General features: G+C 56.3%; 16 protein-coding genes. 11 read left to right on the top strand and 5 right to left on the bottom strand.

Annotated features, from left to right (window positions below; all coding sequences use genetic code 11):
- Positions 1-9 precede the first annotated feature (9 nt).
- The 3 genes from glf to M5R41_13045 are packed head-to-tail and all read left to right on the top strand — an operon-like array spanning position 10 to position 2694.
- On the top strand, positions 10-1101 hold the full coding sequence (gene glf / locus M5R41_13035; protein MCZ7557318.1) for a UDP-galactopyranose mutase: 1092 nt from the start codon (positions 10-12) through the stop codon (positions 1099-1101).
- Between the two features lies 1 nt (position 1102).
- The gene (locus tag M5R41_13040; protein MCZ7557319.1) at positions 1103-2056 is read left to right on the top strand and encodes a glycosyltransferase family 2 protein; all 954 of its coding nucleotides are present in this window, start codon (positions 1103-1105) and stop codon (positions 2054-2056) included.
- Positions 2057-2088: 32 nt separating this feature from the next.
- On the top strand, positions 2089-2694 hold the full coding sequence (locus tag M5R41_13045) for a class I SAM-dependent methyltransferase (GenBank protein MCZ7557320.1): 606 nt from the start codon (positions 2089-2091) through the stop codon (positions 2692-2694).
- Between the two features lie 136 nt (positions 2695-2830).
- Here the strand turns inward: M5R41_13045 and rho are convergent, their stop codons facing one another.
- The gene (gene rho, locus M5R41_13050; protein ID MCZ7557321.1) at positions 2831-3991 is read right to left on the bottom strand and encodes a transcription termination factor Rho; all 1161 of its coding nucleotides are present in this window, start codon (positions 3989-3991) and stop codon (positions 2831-2833) included.
- A 630-nt stretch (positions 3992-4621) separates the two neighbouring features.
- On the opposite strand from rho, the gene M5R41_13055 reads away from it, so the two are divergent.
- Positions 4622-6931, top strand: coding sequence for a TonB-dependent receptor (locus tag M5R41_13055; GenBank protein ID MCZ7557322.1), 2310 nt, complete (start codon positions 4622-4624; stop codon positions 6929-6931).
- Between the two features lie 142 nt (positions 6932-7073).
- Here M5R41_13055 and M5R41_13060 read toward each other — a convergent pair whose 3' ends face one another.
- From M5R41_13060 to M5R41_13075, 4 genes are read right to left on the bottom strand one after another with little or no spacing between them, the layout of a single operon-like run.
- Complete coding sequence (locus M5R41_13060; GenBank protein MCZ7557323.1) at positions 7074-7637, bottom strand: hypothetical protein; 564 nt, start codon at positions 7635-7637, stop codon at positions 7074-7076.
- Positions 7638-7657: 20 nt separating this feature from the next.
- On the bottom strand, positions 7658-8386 hold the full coding sequence (rsmI, locus tag M5R41_13065; GenBank protein MCZ7557324.1) for a 16S rRNA (cytidine(1402)-2'-O)-methyltransferase: 729 nt from the start codon (positions 8384-8386) through the stop codon (positions 7658-7660).
- 12 nt (positions 8387-8398) lie between these two features.
- Positions 8399-9220 (bottom strand): DUF4249 domain-containing protein, encoded by an 822-nt coding sequence (locus M5R41_13070; protein ID MCZ7557325.1) that lies wholly within the window; start codon positions 9218-9220, stop codon positions 8399-8401.
- 1 nt (position 9221) lies between these two features.
- A complete protein-coding gene (locus tag M5R41_13075) occupies positions 9222-11477 on the bottom strand; it encodes a TonB-dependent receptor (GenBank protein ID MCZ7557326.1) in 2256 nt (751 codons plus the stop codon).
- Positions 11478-11802: 325 nt separating this feature from the next.
- Here M5R41_13075 and lysS point away from each other — a divergent pair, with 325 nt between their 5' ends.
- From lysS to M5R41_13110, 7 genes are all read left to right on the top strand, one after another.
- Complete coding sequence (gene lysS / locus M5R41_13080) at positions 11803-13314, top strand: lysine--tRNA ligase (GenBank protein ID MCZ7557327.1); 1512 nt, start codon at positions 11803-11805, stop codon at positions 13312-13314.
- 172 nt (positions 13315-13486) lie between these two features.
- The gene (locus M5R41_13085; protein MCZ7557328.1) at positions 13487-15685 is read left to right on the top strand and encodes a UvrD-helicase domain-containing protein; all 2199 of its coding nucleotides are present in this window, start codon (positions 13487-13489) and stop codon (positions 15683-15685) included.
- A 363-nt stretch (positions 15686-16048) separates the two neighbouring features.
- Positions 16049-16504, top strand: coding sequence for a CoA-binding protein (locus tag M5R41_13090; protein ID MCZ7557329.1), 456 nt, complete (start codon positions 16049-16051; stop codon positions 16502-16504).
- A 114-nt stretch (positions 16505-16618) separates the two neighbouring features.
- A complete protein-coding gene (locus M5R41_13095) occupies positions 16619-18148 on the top strand; it encodes a glycosyltransferase family 39 protein (protein MCZ7557330.1) in 1530 nt (509 codons plus the stop codon).
- A gap of 128 nt (positions 18149-18276) precedes the next feature.
- On the top strand, positions 18277-19275 hold the full coding sequence (locus M5R41_13100) for an aldo/keto reductase (GenBank protein ID MCZ7557331.1): 999 nt from the start codon (positions 18277-18279) through the stop codon (positions 19273-19275).
- Between the two features lie 12 nt (positions 19276-19287).
- A complete protein-coding gene (locus tag M5R41_13105) occupies positions 19288-20508 on the top strand; it encodes a THUMP domain-containing protein (GenBank protein MCZ7557332.1) in 1221 nt (406 codons plus the stop codon).
- A gap of 849 nt (positions 20509-21357) precedes the next feature.
- Positions 21358-22215 carry a hypothetical protein gene (locus tag M5R41_13110; protein ID MCZ7557333.1) on the top strand — a complete coding sequence of 286 codons (858 nt, stop codon included), beginning with the start codon at positions 21358-21360 and terminating at the stop codon, positions 22213-22215.
- The last annotated feature ends 244 nt before the right edge of the window (positions 22216-22459 follow it).

Here is a 22459-nt window from a genome sequence, read left to right on the forward strand (position 1 = left end):
TATCATAGTATGGCCTACGATGTAGTAATTGTTGGTGCGGGATTCGCCGGTGCGGTGCTGGCGGAACGGCTGGCATCACAGCTTGATAAGACGGTACTCATCATCGACAGACGCGATCATATCTGTGGTAATGCGTACGATACGACAGATGACATGGGTGTACGGATTCATGCGTATGGACCGCATCTCTTTCATACAAATGATTTGAATGTTGTCGAATACCTGTCACAATTCACCGCATGGCGTCCGTACGAGCACAAGGTACTCTCCTCTGTTGACGGGAAACTCGTTCCCATGCCGGTCAACCGTACGACAATCAATACGCTCTTCGATCTCGATCTGCGATCCGAAGAAGAAATTTCTGCGTTCCTGGATCGTGAACGCGAGCACATCCCCCATATCCTCACTTCGGAAGACTTCGTGCTGGCCAAAGCCGGACGGCGCCTCTACGACAAATTATACCGTGGATATAGCCGTAAGCATTGGGGTGTGGATCCCGCGCACCTCTCCCCTCAGGTATGCGGCCGGCTTCCCATCCGCGCGAATGAGGACGACCGGTACTTTGACGATCGGTACCAGTGTATGCCGCGGGACGGGTATCACGTCCTGTTTCAAAACATGTTGGCCCATCCTCTGATCGAGGTGCAGACTGGTGTGGATTTTCGTTCTCTGAACGGAGTACGCTGGAAGCATCTCATCTATACAGGACCGATTGATGAATATTTCGATTACCGCTTCGGGAGGCTCCCGTACCGCTCTCTGTATTTCACCTACGAGTCTCATCGTGCACATCTGTTGCAGGAGGTTGCGCAGATAAACTATCCGAACGATTTCGATTATACGCGGACGATCGAGTACAAGCATATCACCGGACAAACTGCCGACTTCACCACCATCGCCTTCGAGCATCCCTCGGAGGATGGCGAGCCGTTCTATCCTGTGCCTTCTTCCGAAAGCCGTTCGCTGTATGCGAAATACAAAGCGGCTGCCGAATCCGTCGCCTCTGTGACCTTCGCCGGCCGTCTCGGAACGTACAAATACCTGAACATGGATCAGGTTGTCGCCCAGTCTCTGGCAATTTTCAACAGGGTGTTTCTGTAACATGAATGACCCGCGTATCCGCGTATCCTGTATCATTCTCAGCTGGAACAGGAAGTCCGATCTCTCGCGCGTCCTTTCCAGGCTTACCGCTGCGTCGGCTTTGCCGATGCAGATCATCGTCGTGGACAATGCGTCCACCGACGGCAGTATCAGCATGGTCGCACAGGAATTTCCGGCGGTCATGTGCATATCTCTGGAAAGCAATATCGGCATCGCGGGTTGGAATGCGGGTATGGCTGCGGCCTGCGGGGACTACATGCTTCTGCTCGACGACGACAGCTATCCGATTGATCCGGAATACGATAAGGCATTACGCTATCTCGATGAGCATGAGGAATGCGGTATTCTCGCGCTCCGCGTGTTCAATGAGCGGGACAATCGAGTGGAGACGGCCACTTTTCCCGAGGGGCCGGTGCTTTCTTTCGTTGGGTGCGGGGTCATTATCCGTCGTTCGCTGTATCAGAAGATCGGCGGTTTTGATGAAGAGCTTTTCCTGTACGAGCATGAAATCGAATTCTCCATGCGTAGTTGGAACGCGGGGTATTCCACTCTGTACTATTCGGGCCTGACGGTGAATCACATCGCCTCCCCCATACACCGCAAACCTGCCGGGAGTACCGGGAGCGATTGCCGACGGATATACTACACATCCCGAAATATTCTCTACATCCTTCTTACCAGATTCCCGCTCCGTCTGGTGCTGTTTCGGGCTATACGTATTGCGCTGGGCAGATCCATCGCCTCTGTGCTGCACGGGTGTGGTCTGAATGCTGTGAAAGGTTTTCTGCACGGGCTGCGCATCGGATGTTCCCGGAAAGATCACTCGGCAAGGCTTTCCGAAGCTGTTTGTCGCATGTACGGATATGGCAGCTACGCCGGAGGATTTTTCTTCGAAGACAGAACGTATACGCTCGCCAGGCCGTTTTTTTTACGGCGTCGCCCTGCGTCTGAATGATGGATGAAATCGGACCAATCGAGGAATGCGCGATGGATGAAGTGTTCTGGAATCAGCGATATGCGTCGCAGGAATTCGCCTACGGCATCGAGGCGAATTCCTACCTCACGTCAACGCTCACGTCATTGCCGGCAGGTCGCATTCTCTTGCCCGGAGACGGTGAAGGTCGCAATGCGGTGTTCGCCGCACGCCTGAACTGGGATGTGCTCGCTGTGGATCTCAGTGAAGAGGGTCGGAATAAAGCAATGCGACTGGCCTCACAGTACAAGGTTTCGCTGAAATACGTGGTTGATCGGCTGGAAAATTTCGAACCGGAGAAGGGGGCGTTCGATGTTGTCGGATTGATTTTTGTGCACCTCCCACCCGAATTTCGGGGCATGGTGCATCAGCGCTGTGTCGACGCATTGCGACCCGGAGGATTGCTTGTGCTGGAGGCGTTCACACCCGCACAACGGAATTTTGCGAGCGGCGGACCGAAGGACGCAGAATTACTCTATTCGGCCGACATCGTACGACAGGATTTTTCTCGTCTGGAATTGGTGTCTCTGGAAGAAAAAACGGTGATTCTGAAAGAGGGCCCGTATCACGATGGTGAAGCTGCCGTGGTCCGTATGCTGGCAAAAAAACCCTCTGCGTGACAGCTTCCCTCTGTTGTGCTCCGGAAGATAGATGTCGAAACGGAAATGCCACAACGCCGTAACGGAGCATCGCATTGACTTCTTGTCTGGTGATGGGCACGTAGGGTGCTTGCTGCGACAGAGGCTTTGAGCGTTCTCAGGTCATTCGTCTGCGCGAGCGTCTGGCTCCCCCGCCATTGCCGGTGAAGAGACTATCGAGATTCATGGCCTCGATCTGCATCAACAGCTCACGGTTGCTCCGGGAGCGCCGCATCAGATCCAGCAAACCCTGCATCGCCTCGCGATTGGTCCCTTCGAGGAGCGCACGACGAAGTTTGTAATGCGCCTCGAGATCAGCACCAAGGAGCAGCTCCTCTTTTCGGGTACCCGAAAGCTGAATGTTGATCGCGGGGAAAATTCTCTGATCGGCGAGCTCGCGCTCAAGCACGATTTCGGCGTTGCCTGTTCCCTTGAATTCCTGAAAAATCAGTTCATCCATGGCGGACCCGGTGTCCACGAGTATCGTGGCGAGTATCGTAAGCGATCCTCCATGCTCGATATTGCGTGATGCACCGAAAATCCTTTTTGGTATTTCAAGTGCCCGGGCGTCGATGCCGCCGGACATGATTCGACCGCTGCCTTTAATCCCGGCATTGAACGCGCGTCCGAGGCGCGTAAGCGAATCGAGGAGGATGACGACGTCCTTCCCCACTTCCACCTGTCTCTTGGCGTATTCAAGCGTCAGATGTGCGATGCGTGCATGCGAAGCAAAATCCCTGTCGTTGCTGCTTGCGAAAACCCTTGCCCGCACAGCCCGCTCCATTTCCGTCACTTCCTCAGGTCGTTCGTCCACCAACAGAAGAAGGAGCTCCAGATCGCGATGATTCCGGGATATGGCCTCGGCAATTTTCTGCATCAGCACAGTTTTCCCGGCACGAGGCGGAGAGACGATCAATGCGCGCTGTCCACGGCCTATCGGTGTGATGAGATCTATGACGCGCGTCGTAGTATCCCCGCACTCAAGGCGAATTCTTTTATCCGGTGCGATGGCGGTTTGCCGCGTCAGTTCCAAAACATGCTGATACTGCGTGGGGGGAATGCCATTGATGTCGTGAATGGACGCGAGTTGAACCTGATGGTTCTTCTCTCTCGCTATGCCGGTCACATAACAACCCTCCCGCAAAGCGAACTCGCGGATCATCCCCGTAGAGACGTACGGGTCGTGTTGGGTACGGTAAAATTCCTTCGAGAACTGGCGCAGGAATCCGAACCCCTTTGATTCGATTTCGAGCACCCCTCGGCACTCACGTTCTCTCATACTTCCCTTAAGTACGAAATGGATGGGAGATAAGCCGTCCTTTGACGGCACTTAAATATACGCCATTGTGCAGCGGCATCAAAACCATACCACGACTGTCATACGGATTGACTCGCTTCTCCTTTCTCCGGGATACACTCTACCGTATCCGAAGTACCTTCGCGCCCGGGATACCGATGCCTGGCTGAACGGTGCTTCTCAACTCCGACGATCAGCAGCGGAGGGATATTCGCGCCGTTACGAAAATCTGATTTCATTGCTGATGAATCGGTCTCGGCACTCACCAGGCCGAACGTACCTCTGCGTATCCTCTTGACGCCGCTTGCTTTTACGACTGCGGCAAGCCGATGCAATTCAGCGATGATATACGATCCCGACGATATGAATGAGCCGACCCTGAACGGATGCGAAGGGTAAGCATTGTCCTACGCAGTCAATCCCGTGCATCATTCCGCTACCCGCTTCCCCGGCTGAGACGAATCCGTTTTTACATTTTTTCGCTTCGCGCGTTCCTCCCCACGGGATCGAACGTCCTGTGATGGTTCGATCCTATGGGCGTGAGCGATACCGGGTGACCTTTGGCGTATCATGCGGTCGTTGTTTTTTTCTCACCTTCACAAGGACCTCTTCATGTTTTCCACGCTTCGCACCCTTCTCTATATCACCATTCTCCTTCTGTATTCGTTTACCGACTTCTCTCACGCGCAACAAAGCGCTCCGACAGGCTCCATTCATGGAACCGTTGCGGATGCGTCCGGAGGAGCACCCCTGCCCGGCGCGAATATTCTTCTCATCAATAGCACGTTCGGCACCGCTACCGATGCCCAAGGCCGCTATAAGCTTGGCAACGTCCCGGTCGGGACCTGGTCGTTGCGTGTGACTTTCATGGGCTATGAAGCGGCGGTGATTACGGATGTGGTTGTGCGGCCGGGACGCGTCACGTTCGTGGAGGCACGACTCACCTCCGCTACCTTCGAAACCGATGAGGTGGAGGTGACGGCCGGATATTTCCGCAAGCGCGAGTCCGAGCCGGTGAGTCTGGCGGGCTTCTCGGGTGAAGAAATCCGTCGCTCACCCGGCTCCGCTGGCGATGTCAGCCGCATCATGATGGTGCTGCCCTCGGTGGCCAAGGTCAACGATCAGTCCAATAGCCTTATCGTTCGCGGAGGGAGTCCGTTGGAAAACGCCTTCTTCATCGATGGTATAGAAATACCGAACATCAACCATTTCCCCGCGCAGGGCAGTTCGGGCGGACCCCTCGGCATTCTGCCTGTGGATATGATCGGCGACGTGAGCTTCCTGGCCGGCGGCTTCCCCGCGCGTTTCGGCGACAAGCTCTCGGCTGTCATGGATATCACGCTGCGCGACGGTAACCGCGAAGCCACCGACGCGCAGCTTGATCTGAATTTCGCTGGCTTCGGTGCGCAAATCGAGGGTCCGCTCGGCAGCGGATCGTATCTGCTCTCGGCGCGGCGAAGCTATCTCGATCTTCTCGTAAAGGCTGTGGACGTCGGCAGCACCGTCGCTCCCTGGTATGGCGATGCGCATGCGAAAATCGTACTCAATCCCTCGGCCGCGCATCGGCTGAGCGTGCTTGGGCAGTTCAGCGACGATCACAACGATCCCGACGCGCAGGCGGCAGTGGACAACGACATGCAGTATTACGGTCCGCAGAACATCTACAACGGCACTCTGGGCCTCTCCTGGCGCGCGATGTGGAGCGAAAGCGTGTATAGCACGAGTACACTGTCGTATACGGGCATGTGGTTCAGGGAGCGCTTCAGGAAGACGGGCTCGAACGAGGATGTGTTTTCTAACGACTCGCGGGAGAGCTGGCTCGCGCTGCGCAGCGCCACGCATGTGCGCCTGGGCGCCGCAGCGTCAATTGAAGCCGGCTTCGATGCAAAGGGATTGTGGAACAGCTATGAAAATCGCTACGCAGCCATACCCGATGCGCTTGGTATGTCGCAACCGGAGCGCCTGTTTGCGGAGGACGTTTCATCCACACTGCTGGGACTCCATGCTTCGATGAGCATCACACCGGCAGCGCCACTGAGCGTCACGTTCGGACTGCGAGCGGATCACAGCAGCTGGAACAGCAGCACGAAGCTGTCGCCGCGCGTGTCGGCGTCGTACCGTGTGGGTGCAACCACGACGGTGAGCGCGGGTGCCGGCATATACACGCAGACTCTGCCGTTGTTGCTGCTTGCGCAGGACAGGAGCAACGAAAAACTTCGCAATCCGCGCTCCACGCAGGCCGTGCTGGGCATCTCGCAGTTGCTTACCGAGAGCACGATGCTAACCGTGGAGGGCTATTACAAGAAGGGCGAGCGCTTCCCCATCGATCCAGCGCAGCCGGCGCTTTTTCTGGTGGATGAGCTGTCGTACCGCTACGGATTCTTCACGGGACACGGACCGCTCACGGACGTCGGTACGTCGCGCTCGTACGGCGGAGAGGTGATTCTGCAGAAAAAGCTGGCGCGAGATGTGTACGGTCTCGCCAGCGCCTCGCTCTCTCGCTCAGAATACACCGGTGCCGACGGCGCAACCTATGCGCGCGTGTACGACAACCGCGTGCAGTTCAATATCGAAGGCGGATACAAAATCGATGAGAATTGGGAGCTGAGTCTGCGCTGGATATTTGCCGGCGGCGTACCCTACACGCCGTTCGACATCGAGGCATCGCGTGCCAACGACACCGAGGTGCTGGATGAGGCGCGCATCAACAGCGAGCGGCATCCGGACTATCATTCGATGAACCTGCGCGTGGACCATCGCTTCCACTTCGCCTCATCGAATCTCGTGCTCTACCTCAGCGTGTGGAATGTGTACAACCGCAAAAACGTTGCCGCATACATCTGGGACACGGTCAACAAGCAGCCCAAGCGCCTGTATCAATGGGGCGTGCTGCCGATCATTGGTGTGGAGTATGAGCTGTAAGGTGGTGAAGGGTGAAGAGTAAAGGGTAAAGGGGTCGTGACAGGGTTAAGAGTAAAGAGTGAAGGGTAAAGGGCTCCTGTTTGCTGACATAGGTGCATATCGCCTCTTTGCTCTTCACTCTTTACTTTCACTCTTCACCAATTCACGGCGTCTCCATGATCACTCCGTTTGCGAGTCGGAGGCCGGGAGTGAGTGTGTCCGTGGCAAGGGCCTCGGGGTGAGGCGGGAGCCGGTGGTACAACTCCCTGAAATTCGAGAGGACGAAACTTGCCGAGCGCTGGGCGTTGACCGTGCGCTTGTGCCGCGTGTACTCCGTTATCGGCAATGCGGCGAAAGTTTGCATGCTCATTGTTTCACCGATATCGCCGTCGGTGGTGAAAAAGGATCTTCCCAGCTTGTTCAGCATCGAGAGATGCGCATCCTGCATGCTTTTACGATCTCTCTGGTTTTCGAGAATCTCACCGACGGTGAGGTCAGGCATTGGTGGTTTCGAATCTTCGTTGTAGCCGTAACCGATCATCCACTCCTCGTGATATGCGAGGAGGTTGCGTTTCTCCATTTCGGAGAGATTCGAGGTTGCAATGTCCTGCACGACTTCGCGGAGGTTTTCGGAGGTGATTTTCACATCGTGGATATCTTGTGAGCAGGAAATTAATACACTCACAAGCAGGGAGAAGAGGATTCCGTTACGTCCGTTGCTGCTCATCGGTCTTCCTTTTTCGATGGCTACCGCTGCTTTTGGTAATTTTCTTCAATGGCAATATCTCCCCCCTCCACCACAATCACGAACTCTCCGCGCGGGGGGTGCGCCTCGAAATGCGCGATGACTTCGGAGAAGCTGCCGCGCACTGTTTCCTCGAATTTTTTCGTGATTTCGCGGGAAACGGATACGCGGCGATCGCCCATTGCGGCGTGCAGCTCGCGCAGAGTTTTCAGCAGGCGGTGTACGGACTCGTAGAAAATGATGGTGCGTGCTTCGAGCGCGAGTTCGCGGATGCGCGTCTGCCGGCGTTTCTTGATTGGGAGAAAACCTTCGAAATGGAAGCGGTCCATGCGCAGTCCGCTCGACACAAGCGCGGCGAGAGCTGCCGACGCGCCGGGAATGGCGATCACCTCCAGTCCCTCCTCGATCACGGCCGCAATGAGCAGCGCCGCGGGATCGGACAGTCCGGGCGTGCCCGCGTCGGACACCACCGCCAGCGTCCTCCCGCTGCGCAGATGCTCCAGCAACTGCGGTATGCGCTGACGCTCGTTGTGACTGAAGTAGCTCAGGCAAGGCGTGCCTATGCCGTGGTGCCGCAGCAGATTGCCGGTGGTGCGCGTGTCTTCAGCGGCGATCAGATCCACTGCACCGAGAATGCGCAGGGCGCGCAAGGTGATGTCGTCCATGTTGCCGATGGGCGTGGAGACGACGTACAGCGTGGAGGGTGCGGGTTCGGGGCGTTGGTCACTCATTGCAAAACCTGTTCAATAACGAAGCTCCACAGGCTCGCCCACCAGCTCATACCAGAAAAATCCTATACCGTCGCCGGTGATATTGAACGGCGGATTCTTGGCATCGGGTTCAAAGGGGGAACCGGAAGGATCAGAATTCCAGCGGGAATTTTCGTAATTGTTGTATTCGGGGGAACGCGCGGTGATGGTGTAACGACCCCGTATGCTGTTCAAATAGGAACCGTAGCGGAAGGACCCCGTCGTGGGATTGGTCCACACGGCGTCGAGAAACGACCAGGGTCCCCACGGCACTTCGAGCCACACTCCGCTACCCATCCGCTCCTCGAGTACCATATCATAGCGGACGCGGTTCAGTGGCGTCCGTAAAACGTACTGCAGCTCCCGCTCCACCCAGGTGCCGAATTGCATACGCCGCACGATCACGGTGTCCATCGCGAGAGGGAGATCGGGAATAGTCAGCGTGGCACGCGCATAAAGCTCCCCGCGTCGCACGGTGAGCGTGTACTCGGTAAACGATCCCCGCGGGAACACCGCCACATAGTTCGCATCGCTTGTGAAGGGATCATAATTCTGCCGGTAGGGAATGGCACGCGCTTTCCCGTCATTGAGGATGTTCACCTCGGCATCGTTCACCATGGCGCGATCCATGCGGAAATCCTCGCCCAATCCCATCGTCCGCGACACACGGCAAAAGACAAAGGCGGAATCCGTTGTCAGACGTACGCTTGCGGTGATGACGAGTTTGGGCTCATGATCCGGCCAATCCGGATTGTTCACATCCGTTTCGCAGGAGATGAACAGCAACGCCATGAGGAGTATCGGTAGGTGTTTCATATCAGAACGTGAAGCTCAGTCCAAAGGTGGGGAGAATCGGGAAGAGTGTGATTTTTTTCATCTTGTAACCGCTGCTGTCATTGTCCCAATCGTAATCCCAATCCAGATATTGCGCGAAGGGATTCATGCGATTATAGGCATTGTACAGGTTGATGCTCGCTTTCCAGGCCCAGCCGAACCAACTGAACGCATAGCTGAAATTCAGATCCAATCGGTGATAGGCATCCATGCGATAGCCGTTGCGTTCACTGTACAGAAACTTCACCGGGTCGTTCACATCCAGCTGATACTGCGCTACGGGGAAAGTGAAGGCCTGTCCCGTGCCGTACACCCACACACCGGTGAACTCCCAGCGCTCGCCGAGCCGATAATTCAGCACCAGAGAGATGTCGTGCCTTCGATCATACCGCGGCGGATAGGGCCTTCCGTCGTTCAGTTCCGGAAAAGTACGGTCTGTCCACGCCAGCGTATAGCCCAGCCAGCCGGTGAAACTCCCCTTGCGCTTCTGAATGAATAACTCCATGCCATAACTTTCGCCGTCTCCACGGGTGAGCTCCTGCTCCAGCGGCGCGAATAAGGAGAAGTAGGCGTTGTCGCGAAACTCGAGCAGATTTTTCATGCTCTTGTAGTAACCCTCGATGGAGACATTGTACATCCCGTCGTAGAAATCGCGACCGGCGCCGAGCACATACTGCAGTGCGTACGACGGCGGCAGCGAAGCGGTGGAAGGGAACCACATGTCCGTAGGCAGCGAAATGTCGTTGCGGGTGACGAGATGCAGAAACTGATTCGCGCCGATGAATGCGGCCTTCAGCGTCACTTCATTGTCCAGCGTGTAAAATGCCGCCAGCCGCGGTTCGAAACGAAAATACGGACCGCGGTCGAAGTAAAACGCCCTGCCTCCGAGCTGCGCGGTGAGTCGCTCGTTCACCTGCCACTCGTCCTGCAGAAACAACGACAGCTCGGTGCCGCGATGCGTGGGCAGATGCGGATCGAATTCGTCGAATTCATTGTAATTCGACGAGGCCTCGGATGTGAAGGTGTGCAGCGTCAGCTCGGCTCCTGCTTTGACCGTGTGATCCGCGGAATGAAAATATTCCAGCTCACCCCGGAGCGAATAGTCGAGTATGCCGCTCACCGCCTTGAAGCGCGTGTTGTCCCACTCCTCGAACTCTGAGCTGAAACGATAGTCGCTCACCACGGCGGAGACATTGGAGAACAGCTTGCTCCCGAAGATGTGTGTCCACCTCAGATTGCCCGAGCTGTTGCCCCAGGAGACGTTGAATTCGTCCTCGTCGTCGAACGGTTCTCCCATGACATCGCGCCCGAAGAAACCGGAGAAAAACAGACGGTCGTTTTCACCCAGACGGTAATTGCTCTTCGCGACAAAATCGTAGAAGTAGTAGTTCAACGATCCTTCGCTGCTCATCAGATCCACCAGCCAGTCCAGATAGACGCGCCGCCCTGAGAGCATAAACGTGGCATCTTCGTTGATCGGCCCGTCGATGGTGAGACGCGAATCGATCATGCTGATGCCGCCCGCACCGCGAATGCGATCCTGCCCCCCCTCGCGCATGGAAATATCCACCACCGACGAGAGCCGTCCGCCATACTCCGCCGGCATGGCGCCCTTGATCAAGGTGACGTTGTTGATGGCGTCCGCATTGAAGGTGCTGAGGAAGCCGCCGAGATGCGAGGGATTGTACAGCACCATGCGATCAAGGAGAATCAGGTTCTGATCCGGACTGCCGCCTCTGATGTACAGACCGCTCGAGATTTCCGAAGCTGCCTTGACGCCGGGAAGCAATTGCAGAGCGCGAAACACATCCACTTCGCCGCCCAGCGAGGGCAGCCGCAGAATCTGCTCGATGGGCAGGTTCACGGAACTGACACGACGCTCTTCGCCCGTCTGCCGCTCGGCCTCTATGCTCACTTCACCGAGTTCGATGACCGACGGTTCGAGAGCCACGCGCAGGCGCATTTCATCGGCATTGGTTATGACAACGTCCTTGGTCCAGAGCTTGTAGCCCACCGCGCTGATGCGCACGGTGTAGGTGGCGGGTGTCAGTCCGGCGATGGCGAAGTACCCATAGCGATTGGTCGCGGCGCCTTTGCCCGTACCCGCCAGCACGACATTCGCACCTATCACGGCTTCGCCGGATCCCTGCTCCTGCACGGTACCCGAGATGACGCCTTGCGCCATGGCGTCGATTGTGGCTGTCAACAAAAGGGCGACGAAAAAGGTACGCGCAGACATGGTTTCTCTGTTACCGGCGAAGTTGTCACGACATCCGACAAGGATGCTGTTTCCTGAAACATGGAAATATGTAGGATTTTCTGATGGAAATAAAGGTACTTTCCGAACCCTCCCGATACCGTGCAAGCGTCTCCGCCTTGCCACCGGATTTCCCTGCCGCGCTGCACGCTTACTGCCGCACAGGACGGAATTCCCGCCCCATTTGACACTCCTGCGCGAGGAAGCACCTTGAATTTTCCCGGCGCATACCGGCACAGTTGTATTTCAGTCCCATGCTTGGTACTTTCATGATCCGACGTATCCGAAACGTTTTCTACAAAACAATATGCAGCACGAGCTATACGACGATCTGAACGACCTGATGAAGCGGCGCCTGGAAGAGTACGAGGAGCTGCTCGCACGGGGCGTGCAACCTTATGCCTATGAGTTTCCGGTCAACGCCGGGGCAGCCGACATTCTCGACGCATTTTCCGATGATGCGCCGCCGCGCGAGGTTGCTATCGCCGGTCGGCTGATGACCATCCGCCGCATGGGCAAGGCCACCTTCGCCCATTTGCAGGATCACACCGGCAAGATTCAGATTTACCTGAAAAAAGACGATCTCGGCGACGACACCTACGACACGATCAAGTTGCTCGACATCGGCGACATCGTAGGCGTGAGCGGTACGGTGTTCCGCACGCGCATGGGCGAGATTTCGGTGCACGCCTCCGCGCTGACGCTGCTCGCCAAGTCCCTGCGTCCTCTCCCCGTGCCAAAAGAGAAGACGGACGAGGACGGCAACAAGGTGGTGTTCGATCAGTTCGCGGATAAGGAACTTCGGTATCGCAAGCGTCCGCTGGACCTCATTCTCAATCCGGGCGTTAAGGAAACCTTCATCAAGCGCTCACTGCTCGTACGGGCGATGCGCAATTTTCTCGACAGCCGCGGGTACATCGAGGTGGAGACGCCCGTGCTGCAACCGCTCTACGGAGGAGCCGCCGCGCGTCCCTTCATCACGCATCACAACGCGCTGGACATGACGCTGTATCTGCGCATCGCGGACGAGCTGTATCTCAAGCGCCTCATCGTTGGCGGTTTCCACGGCGTGTATGAAATAAGCAAGGATTTCCGCAACGAGGGCATGGACCGCAACCACAATCCCGAATTCACCATGCTCGAGCTGTACGTGGCGTGGAAGGATTACCGCTGGATGATGGAACTCGTGGAGACCATGCTCGGCGACATCAACACAGCGGTGAACAACGCCGCCACGGCCACCGTCGGCGGGCAGGTGATTGACTTCACCCCTCCGTACCGCAGAGTGTCCATGTTCGAAGCCATTCTCGAGCATACCGGCGAGGATTTGCGCAGCAAGGACGAAGCGGGGCTGCGTGCCGCCGCGAAGCACCTGGGCGTGGAGTTGGAGGACAGTGATGGGCCCGGACGCATCATTGACGAAATCTTTTCGGAACGCGTCGAGCACAAGCTCATTCAACCGACCTTTATCACCGACTATCCGCTTGAGCTCTCGCCACTGGCGAAGAAGCACCGCACCGAGCCGGGCCTGGTGGAGCGCTTCGAGCTGTACATCAACGGGCAGGAAATCGCCAACGCGTTTTCCGAGCTCAACGATCCCATCGATCAGAAGCAGCGCTTCATGGAGCAGGCCGCCCTGCGCGCGCGCGGCGACGAGGAGGCCATGACGTTCGACGAGGATTATGTGGAAACGCTGGAGTACGGCATGCCGCCGACCGCCGGGCTCGGCATCGGTGTGGACCGCCTTACCATGCTGCTCACCGGCGCAGAATCCATTCGCGACGTCATCCTCTTCCCGACCATGCGACCGGAGAAATAAGCCGGACGGAAATGTCGTTTTTTTTGTAGCACAGGGACGCAGTGTGCATTTGTCACGCGTCGAAACGGAAGTTGCCGATCGGCTCCCCGTTCTCGCGCAACTTTTGTCTCTGCATAGATTTTTCACGATTACACAGGTCTCCGCCGCAACGCGGCGTAATACGGACGGACGGATGTCGTTTCTCAGTCAGCTCAATCCGGTACAGAAGGACGCAGTCAAAACCATCGAAGGCCCGGTCATGATCGTGGCCGGAGCGGGCAGCGGCAAGACGCGCGTGCTCACCTATCGCATCGCCTATCTGCTGCAATGCGGCGTACCGGCATACAACATTCTCGCGCTCACCTTCACCAACAAGGCCGCGCGTGAGATGCGCGAGCGCATCGGGACGGTGATTCACGGCGACGATGCAAGCCGACTCTGGATGGGCACCTTTCACGCCACCTTCGCGCGTCTGCTGCGCAGGGACGCCGAGCATATCGGCTTCCACAGGAATTTCACGATATACGACACCGAGGACAGCCAGAGTCTGGTGAAAAACATCATGAACGACCTGGGCATCAATACGCAGCAAATCTCCGCGGCGGCGGTACGTCATGCCATCAGCTCGGCGAAGAACCGCATGAAAACCGCCGAGGACCTCGCGCATGAGGCCACAGACATTTTCCAGAAGCGCGTGCATCAGGTGTTCGTCGAGTACGCGAGGCGGCTCCGCGCCAGCAACGCAATGGATTTCGACGATCTCATTCTGCATCCGATACGCCTCTTCGACGAACATCCCGAAGTTCTCGAGCGCTATCAGAAACAGTTCCGCTTCATTCTCATCGACGAGTATCAGGACACCAATCAGGCGCAATATCAGATCGTGCGGCGCCTGGCTTCGTCGCATCGCAACATCTGCGTGGTGGGCGACGACGCGCAGAGCATTTACGGCTTCCGCGGAGCGGACATCAGCAATATTCTCAATTTCGAGAAGCATTTCGGCGATGCGAAAGTTTTCCGCCTCGAGCAGAACTACCGCTCCACGAAAATGATACTCCAGGGCGCGGATTCTGTGATCAAGCGCAATCGCAAGCAAATTGAGAAAACGCTGTGGACGGACAATGATTCCGGCGACCTGATCACCGTGCTGGAAACGGCGGACGAGACTGAAGAGGCGATGCGCATCGTCTCCTTCATGCAGGAAGAGAGCCGGAAGCACAAGCTGCAGCTCAATGATTTCGCCGTGCTGTACCGTACCAACGCGCAGTCCCGCTCCATCGAGGATGCGCTCCGCCGCAGCGGCATTACCTACACCATTGTCGGCGGCGTGGAGTTTTATCGCCGTAAAGAAATCAAGGACGTGCTCGCGTATCTGCGCCTGATCGTCAATCCGGACGACGACGAGGCCTTCATGCGCGTGATCAACTATCCGACCAGAGGCATAGGCGCCACCTCGCTCACGCGGCTGCGCGACTATGCCGCCGCAGAAGAGGTCACCTTGTTCGAGGCGGCGATCAATGTGGCCCGCATTCCTTCGATGACACCCTCGGCGGTAAACCGCATACAGGACTTCGTGCGGTTGATTCAGAAGTACGCGACGCTGCGCCGGGAAATTTCCGCGGGCGAGCTGGGCAGTTCCCTTGTCGACGAGCTGGGCATTGTGACGGCGTTCAAGACCGAGGGCACGATGGAGGCGCGCGGGAGAATGGAAAATGTGCAGGAGCTGCTTTCCGCCCTGGCGGACTTCGAGGGCGAGGACGGACAGAATTTGCTGGAGCAATTTCTCGAGCAGGCCTCGCTGGTTGCCGATGTGGATGCGCTGGACCAGAGCCGCAACGCCGTCACATTGATGACGCTGCACGCGGCCAAGGGGCTGGAGTTTCCGGTGGTGTTCATTGCCGGTATGGAGGAAGGCCTTTTTCCCTCGTCCATGGCCATCGATCGCGACGAAGTGGAGGAGGAGCGCCGTCTGTGTTATGTGGGAATGACTCGCGCGATGCGCAAGCTGTACCTCATCCATGCAAAGTCCCGCCTGCGTTGGGGGGAGCGGCTGGAGCAGATGCCGTCACGTTTTCTGGAGGAAATAGATCCGGCGGTTGTGCAGCGCGACAGTACGCGCAGACGAGCCACAAACACGCCAGCAAGCAATGGTGGTCACAAACGCAACACTAAGCCGAAGCAATCCGAATACAGTCAGGACCACGGTCATGATTCGTACTCACAGACGGATTCCGAACTGCACGTGGGTTCCACCGTCGTGCATGCCACCTTCGGCCGCGGCAAGCTGCTGGGCATACAGGGTTCGGGCGACATGGCCCGCGTTATGGTGCTTTTCGACTCCGTCGGCAAAAAAACGCTGATACTGAAATTCGCGGGACTGAAGGCGGGGTGAGGTATGCCAACAAGTCGGCCGGTCTGATCAGAGAGACACAAGATTCCATGCCTCACAACTCTCGCCGTTTCGCCAAGACGGCGCACTGCGCTCCATTCTTCATGACAAGTAAAAGCGGTACCATTAGGAAAACCGGGGTAAGAGCATCCGGAAAACCGTTGTTTCGCACGTCATCCGTCATCGCGCACTGCAAGCGTGTGGCGGCATCTCCTTGCAGTAGCCCCGCGCGACCCACCCCCATCGAACCGTGACTGCGTATGTGCAGGGCTGCATTCTGTGCGGCGCACACCACCGCAACTGTGACGGAAAAATGCTAGCTTACCGTGCGCAACGGAAACATCCACAACAGAAGCCGCACCTCCCATGACAGAATCAGAACGCATTATCGCATTTACCGAACAGCGCACTCTCGCTCTTGCCGGCGCCTCGCGCAATGGAAAGAAGTTCGGCAACACGCTGCTCAAGGATCTCGCGAACAAGGGCTACACCGTGCATCCCGTTCATCCATCGGCGGAAAGCATCGATGGTGTCAGGGCGTTTCCTTCGCTCGCAGCGTTGCCGGAAGCGGTCGGAGGACTGGTGCTGGTGGTCCCGCCCGCTGAATCGGAAAAGCTGGTCCGCGAAGCAGCCGACGCGGGCATACCGCGCATCTGGATGCAGCAGGGCGCCGAATCGCCGGAGGCCATTCGCCTGTGCGAAGAGCGCGGACTGGAATGCACGCACGGTTATTGCCTGCTCATGTTCGCCGATCCCGTCAACAGCATCCATCGCGTGCACCGATGGTTCGCGAAGGTGTTCGGCAAGCTGCCGAAGGAGTAAGCACAGCACGCTCCGGGCAGCATCGTCCGCTACGCCTGACGCGTGTCGCGGATAACCTACAAAGCGACAGGGCTTCAAGTCTTCTCATTCACTGTTCCCCTCTGTGTGAAGTGTATGCACGGCAACGATCCTCCATACGCACGCATGCTTTTGCCGGCACTCGCGGGTGCGGCGGTACTGCTGCATATTTCCATCGAGCTGTTTGCGGGCTACGGGATGTTCCGCGATGAATTGTATTACATCGCGTGCAGCAAGCGCCCGGCCCTCGGCTATGTGGATCATCCGCCGCTGTCCGTGTGGGTGCTCGCGTTGTGGCGGCAGATCGCGGGAGAATCACAGTTCTCCATCGCCCTGCTCGCGGCGCTGTTTTCCGGCGCCGGAGTATGGGCGGCGGGATCGCTGACACGACGCCTCGGCGGCGGCACCACTGCAATACTGAGCGCATGTCTCCTCTTCCTGCTCGCTCCGATCAGCCTGGCCATGGGATCCTTCTGGTCCATGAACACTCTCGACGCGCTGTTCTGGCTTTTCGCCGCGCGCGCGGCCATCGACGCATTTGATACGGGAAGCGCACGCCACTGGCTGTTGCTCGGCGCGCTCACCGGCCTTGGCTGCATGAATAAAATCAGCATGGCGTGGTTCTGCCTCGGTGTCGTCGCCGCGCTCGTGAGCGGCGACGCGCGCGCGCAGTTGCGAACGCCCTGGCCCTGGCTGGCGGGCGGATTGACGCTGCTGCTTTTCCTCCCCTTCGTCCTGTGGAACGCCGCACACGATTTCGCGCACCTGGAATTTATCCGCAACGCGAGCGCCATGAAATACGGTGGTATCTCGCGGACGGATTTTCTTGGCGGCGCACTGCTCATTCACAATCCGCTGGCTGCGCTCGCACTTTTGGGTGGACTGTACTGGACGTTGCTTGGTAACGGACGGCGCTTTCGCCTGATCGGTATTATCTGGCTCTGCACGCTGCTCATTCTGCTGGTCAACGGACACAGTAAACCGGAGTACATCTCCGCCGCCACAGGTTCGCTATTCGCGGCCGGCGGCGTGTGGCTGGAGCAATGGCGCATGCGACGTTCGACACTATGGCGTCGGGGATACCTCGCGATGGTCTGTGCCTCGGCGATACTCCTGGCCCCCTTCGCCGCGCCGATTCTGCCCGTCGACACCTTCATCGCCTTGAATCGTGCAATCGCCCCACCTGTGAAGAACGCCGAGGGACATGCCATGGGCGACTTGCCGCAGTTTTTCGCCGATATGCACGGATGGGAGGAAATGGCCGACGCTGTGTCCACCGCGTACCTGTCACTTTCGTATGCGGAACGCGACGACGTCGTGGTCCTGGCGCAGAATTACGGTCAGGCCGCGGCGCTCGAGTATTACGCGAAAAGGTACCCGTTACCGCCGGTGATCAGCATGCACAATAACTATTGGCTGTGGGGCTACCCGCGAGGTATCGGGTCTGTCATCGTCATTGGCGGACGGAGGGAGGACCACGAAAGGGCCTGCGCACAGGTAACCGCGCTGGGTAATCACAGCCATCCCCATGCCATGCGGTATGAAAGCAATCTCACGATATGGCATTGCCGCGGCGTACGGATACCATTAACCGAAATCTGGAAGCGCGAGAAGCGCTATATCTGACGTCCCACCCCATCTGAATCCCGCAGAGAGCGCCCCGTCTGTATCGGCGACAGCAGCCCCCGGATGAGGAAGGCCGCGGAATTTTCTATCTTACAGGATGGAAAAACTGTTATGCTACTGGAGAAGCTATGGAATACAGATTTCTCGGACGATCGGGACTGCGGGTGTCGGCCCTTTCCTTCGGTTCCTGGGTTACGTTTCATGATCAGATTGATGAAGACACCGCCTATGAATGCATGACGAGTGCCTGGGACGCGGGTGTCAACTTTTTCGACAACGCGGAGGCATACGCGCGCGGTGCGTCCGAAACGATGATGGGCGCGGTGATTCGTCGCGCCGGCTGGCGCCGTGAGGATCTCGTATTGTCCACGAAAATCTTCTGGGGAGGCGATGGGGTCAACGATTCGGGACTCTCGCGTAAACACATTTTCGAAGGAACGCACGCCGCGCTCAAACGGCTCGGTACCGACTATGTTGATCTACTTTTCTGTCACCGGCCCGATCTCCACACACCGATAGAGGAAACCGTGTGGGCGATGAATCTGCTGATTCAGCAGGGCAAGGCATTGTACTGGGGCAGCAGCGAATGGAGTGCCGAGCAGATCCGCGAAGCGTATCACATCGCGCGGCGCGAGCATCTTATACCGCCTCTGATGGAGCAGCCCGAATACAACATGTTCAAACGCGACCGAGTCGAGCGCGAATACACCGCGTTGTATCGCGACATCGGTCTCGGTACGACGATCTGGAGTCCGCTCGCCAGTGGCATACTCACCGGCAAGTACGCCGAGGGCATCCCTGATGGCAGCCGGCTCTCTCTGCCTTCCTACGATTGGCTGCGCAAGCGCATCATGAGCGCCGACGGCCAGGCAAAGATCGCAAAAACGAAGAAGTTGACACCGATAGCCGACGAGCTCGGAGCAACGCTCTCCCAACTTGCCCTCGCCTGGTGTCTGAAAAATCCCAACGTCAGCACCGTGATCACGGGCGCATCCAGGGCAGCCCAGGTGCGGGAGAATATGTCCGCGCTTGACATCGTCCCGAAGCTGACGGACGAGATCATGCAGCGAATCGAAGATATACTCGATAACAGGCCCGCTTCTCCGCCGGACTGGCGCAGACTGTAATTTACCTTGCCCATGTACGAATACCAGAAAAATCGTCGTTTTTTCGCGCAAGCCCCCGGGCAGATGGAGGCGTTGTGCGCTGAGGAGTTGAAGGAACTCGGCGCCACCAACATTGAACTCGCGTATCGCGGTGTGTACTTCGATGCGGACAATGAAGCGCTGTACCGCATAAACTACACCTCGCGTCTGCTCTCCCGTGTTCTCGCTCCGCTCATGACATTTCGCTGCACCGATGCACGGCTCCTGACAAGCACGGCGAGAAAGACTGCGTGGGAAAAGCTGTTCCGCGTGGATCAGACGTTTTCCATCACCGCATCGGTAGCGAAAAGCAGCATCACCAATTCGCTGTATGCGGCGCAATGCCTCAAGGACGGCATCGCCGATCACTTCCGCGATGTGAGTCGCGGTCGCAGGCCTTCGGTGGATACAGTCAATCCCGACATTCGACTGAATCTCCGCATCGAGAAAGACCTTGCCGTGCTCAGCCTCGATACTTCCGGCGAATCGCTGCATAAACGCGGTTACCGCCTCCTGGCCGGCGAGGCACCAATGCAGGAAACCCTTGCCGCGGCAATTATCCGGCTTACCGGCTGGGATGGTGAGAAACCTCTGTGGGACTGCATGTGCGGATCGGGTACACTTCTCGCTGAGGCGCTCATGCATTATTGCCGCATGCCGGCTCAGATGCTTCGGGAGAATTTCGGCTTCTATCACATGCCGGACTTCGATGCGGCTCTCTGGAAAAACGTGAAGGCCGCATGCGATGCACAGATCCGTCCGTTGCCAGAAGGTCTGATCAGCGGAAGCGATATTTCACAGCGGGCGTTGAATGTGGCGCAGGAAAATCTCTCCCGTCTCCCGTACTCCGATGCCGTCGCGTTGTTCGCCCGCGACTTCCGGCATGTGAAGCATTTCGAAAACGGTGTGCTGCTTGCCAATCCCCCGTACGGTATACGCATGGGCGAGTACGAAGCGGTGAAGGAACTGTATCGCGATCTTGGGGATTTCCTGAAACAGCGCTGCACCGGAAGCACCGCATTTATTTACACCGGCGATCCCGCGCTGCGTAAGGAAATCGGTCTGAGGACCAGCCGCAGAATTCCGCTTGTGAACGGCAAACTGGAAGGCGTCCTCGTGCGAATCGACAGCTACGAAGGCAGTAAAAAGCGCTACTATGCCGAGTACAAGGCCGCCGAACAGGAGCAAGGGAAAGCGGAAGAAACTCCGGAGTGAACCTCCTCGACGCAGGTGAAAAAGACGTCTGACGCCTTTCGCGTTGTGGCTGTTGGAACCGCCATTGGCGCTTGAGCATTCTTGATGTCGGACAGGGCGTGGAGCGCGGAGGGGGCAGGGTGTTCGCGACACCGCACGCACGTGTAGGTCGGAGGCCGCAGGTCGGAGACTCGTTTCGACGAGATCAGTAGAAGTGTCGTCCCTGAGGGACTGAGAGGGTTGGGGGGAGCGCGTGAGTCCCACACACTCACGTGTGGGGTAGGAGGCCGCAGGCCGGAGACTCGCCGCGGCGAGATAACGGAAGTGTCGTCACTGCGGGACTGAGTGAGGGGCAAGTCAGTCATGTCAGAGACGGTCTTGGCTGCTTCCTGGGAGAATGATTCTGGGTGAAACTGCTTGTTGAAAAATAATTTGATAATCTTACCACTGGCTATTGCATCATTTTCTTTTGTATAATATTATGTGATATTTTGCTCTTTTTTTGAGGCGCGGCGTACTTGTTGACTTTGATCATGAAGAATCGCAGGAGAAGTATTATGTTAATGCTCAGAGTGCTTTGCAATGCAATATTGGTGATTTTCGTGAGTGCGTACACAGGGCAGGTGCTGATCGCGCAAAGCGTAGTTACCAATGTATTACCGATCCCGTTTGTGAATCTTACAGACCAGGAATGCGTAACAAATATATTGCATCAAATAGAAAATGCTGTTCATCAGCACGATACAAAGTCCTTGCAAGGATTATTCGACACATTTTGTTCGAGAAGTGAGGATGGATTACCGCCTGGTCATAAGGAAAAAATCCAAAGATTTCAGTTTGTAACTACTCAGTGATAAGGGGGATCCCGAAATGATTGCAATAATCTTTCTTTTGATTGTAATTGACTTTACTGGACATACTAAGTGCACCATACACGCTGACGACGCAATATCGATTTCCGAGTATAGCGTGCCATATATAATCATCGAAGTGAAATACTTCTCTGATGACACCTTGTTTGTTTGGACTGTATCTGGTTATTTGGAAAAATGGAGCGGTAACGGATTTATACGAGTGAGCGATACTCTCTATGATACACATCTCACTGAAAGAGTACTTCTGAGAGTCGCTCCCAAAACGAAGCGTATATCAATGCAAGATATTGCTGCCTCTGGCTTGAGCGAGTATTGGGATAAAGTAATAAATCGACCAAGGTTACCTGCTGGGAGATATCGTATCAACATACTATATGGTATATCGGAGAACCAACCACCGGATAAAAAATGGGATGATTTAGTGCATATTGAGAAAGAACTTAATGTATATGAAGTTTCAGAGACATGTAGATCTGCGATCAACGATATACGCGAGCTGTTCATGAGTAATTCAAGAGATACATTAATGCAAAGATATTTTTCTCATATCGATAACATCTCGGATTGCGCTGCGGAGTATTATTTTCTTGCGATACGTCGTGCTTGGTTGGCAGCAGAACGAAACAGCAGCGAAGCGAACAATTTTATGCGAAGAGTTGGTAGTGACGTAATACGTAAAATACCGGAAAGCTACGCTGCAGTATTTTTCTTGAGAAATATGAATATCGCAGAAAAGATTGAGACAAATAATATTGAGTTCAGTCGCGAGAGGGTAGAGAGAAATAGATTTATCGATAGCTTAGGAGAAAGAAACGTGTTGCGAAGAGTCTCGAAAAATGAACGAACTGAATAGTGTTTGATTGTGTTACGTCACAGCTCGGAGTACCGTTTCGATTGCGCATGTATTCCCTCTCCTCATTCCGTGGATTCTTACCTATTGACCAACGCATTGATGCTCGGATACTCGTTCTGCTGAGCTGGCAGACAGAAACGGACCTCGGCAAGCTGGAGATTACCTACCCTGTATAAATATGAATTTTGGGATTTATCATCAGTGATTTATAATCTCACGGCTCACTGTTTTATTCTGCCGTTTT

The organism is Bacteroidia bacterium, from assembly GCA_027493955.1.
Taxonomy (GTDB): Bacteria; Bacteroidota; Ignavibacteria; order SZUA-365; family SZUA-365; genus JAOSJT01.

Bases quoted from the DNA above. Each gene is read 5' to 3' on its own strand.
- rsmI (MCZ7557324.1), bottom strand. From the start codon at position 8,386: ATGAGTGACCAACGCCCCGAACCCGCACCCTCCACGCTGTACGTCGTC.
- M5R41_13085 (MCZ7557328.1), top strand. From the start codon at position 13,487: ATGTCGTTTCTCAGTCAGCTCAATCCGGTACAGAAGGACGCAGTCAAA.
- M5R41_13045 (MCZ7557320.1), top strand. From the start codon at position 2,089: ATGGATGAAGTGTTCTGGAATCAGCGATATGCGTCGCAGGAATTCGCC.
- M5R41_13105 (MCZ7557332.1), top strand. From the start codon at position 19,288: ATGTACGAATACCAGAAAAATCGTCGTTTTTTCGCGCAAGCCCCCGGG.
- M5R41_13060 (MCZ7557323.1), bottom strand. From the start codon at position 7,637: ATGAGCAGCAACGGACGTAACGGAATCCTCTTCTCCCTGCTTGTGAGT.
- M5R41_13090 (MCZ7557329.1), top strand. From the start codon at position 16,049: ATGACAGAATCAGAACGCATTATCGCATTTACCGAACAGCGCACTCTC.
- glf (MCZ7557318.1), top strand. From the start codon at position 10: ATGGCCTACGATGTAGTAATTGTTGGTGCGGGATTCGCCGGTGCGGTG.
- lysS (MCZ7557327.1), top strand. From the start codon at position 11,803: ATGCAGCACGAGCTATACGACGATCTGAACGACCTGATGAAGCGGCGC.
- M5R41_13055 (MCZ7557322.1), top strand. From the start codon at position 4,622: ATGTTTTCCACGCTTCGCACCCTTCTCTATATCACCATTCTCCTTCTG.
- M5R41_13110 (MCZ7557333.1), top strand. From the start codon at position 21,358: ATGATTGCAATAATCTTTCTTTTGATTGTAATTGACTTTACTGGACAT.
- M5R41_13100 (MCZ7557331.1), top strand. From the start codon at position 18,277: ATGGAATACAGATTTCTCGGACGATCGGGACTGCGGGTGTCGGCCCTT.
- M5R41_13075 (MCZ7557326.1), bottom strand. From the start codon at position 11,477: ATGTCTGCGCGTACCTTTTTCGTCGCCCTTTTGTTGACAGCCACAATC.
- M5R41_13095 (MCZ7557330.1), top strand. From the start codon at position 16,619: ATGCACGGCAACGATCCTCCATACGCACGCATGCTTTTGCCGGCACTC.
- M5R41_13040 (MCZ7557319.1), top strand. From the start codon at position 1,103: ATGAATGACCCGCGTATCCGCGTATCCTGTATCATTCTCAGCTGGAAC.
- M5R41_13070 (MCZ7557325.1), bottom strand. From the start codon at position 9,220: ATGAAACACCTACCGATACTCCTCATGGCGTTGCTGTTCATCTCCTGC.
- rho (MCZ7557321.1), bottom strand. From the start codon at position 3,991: ATGAGAGAACGTGAGTGCCGAGGGGTGCTCGAAATCGAATCAAAGGGG.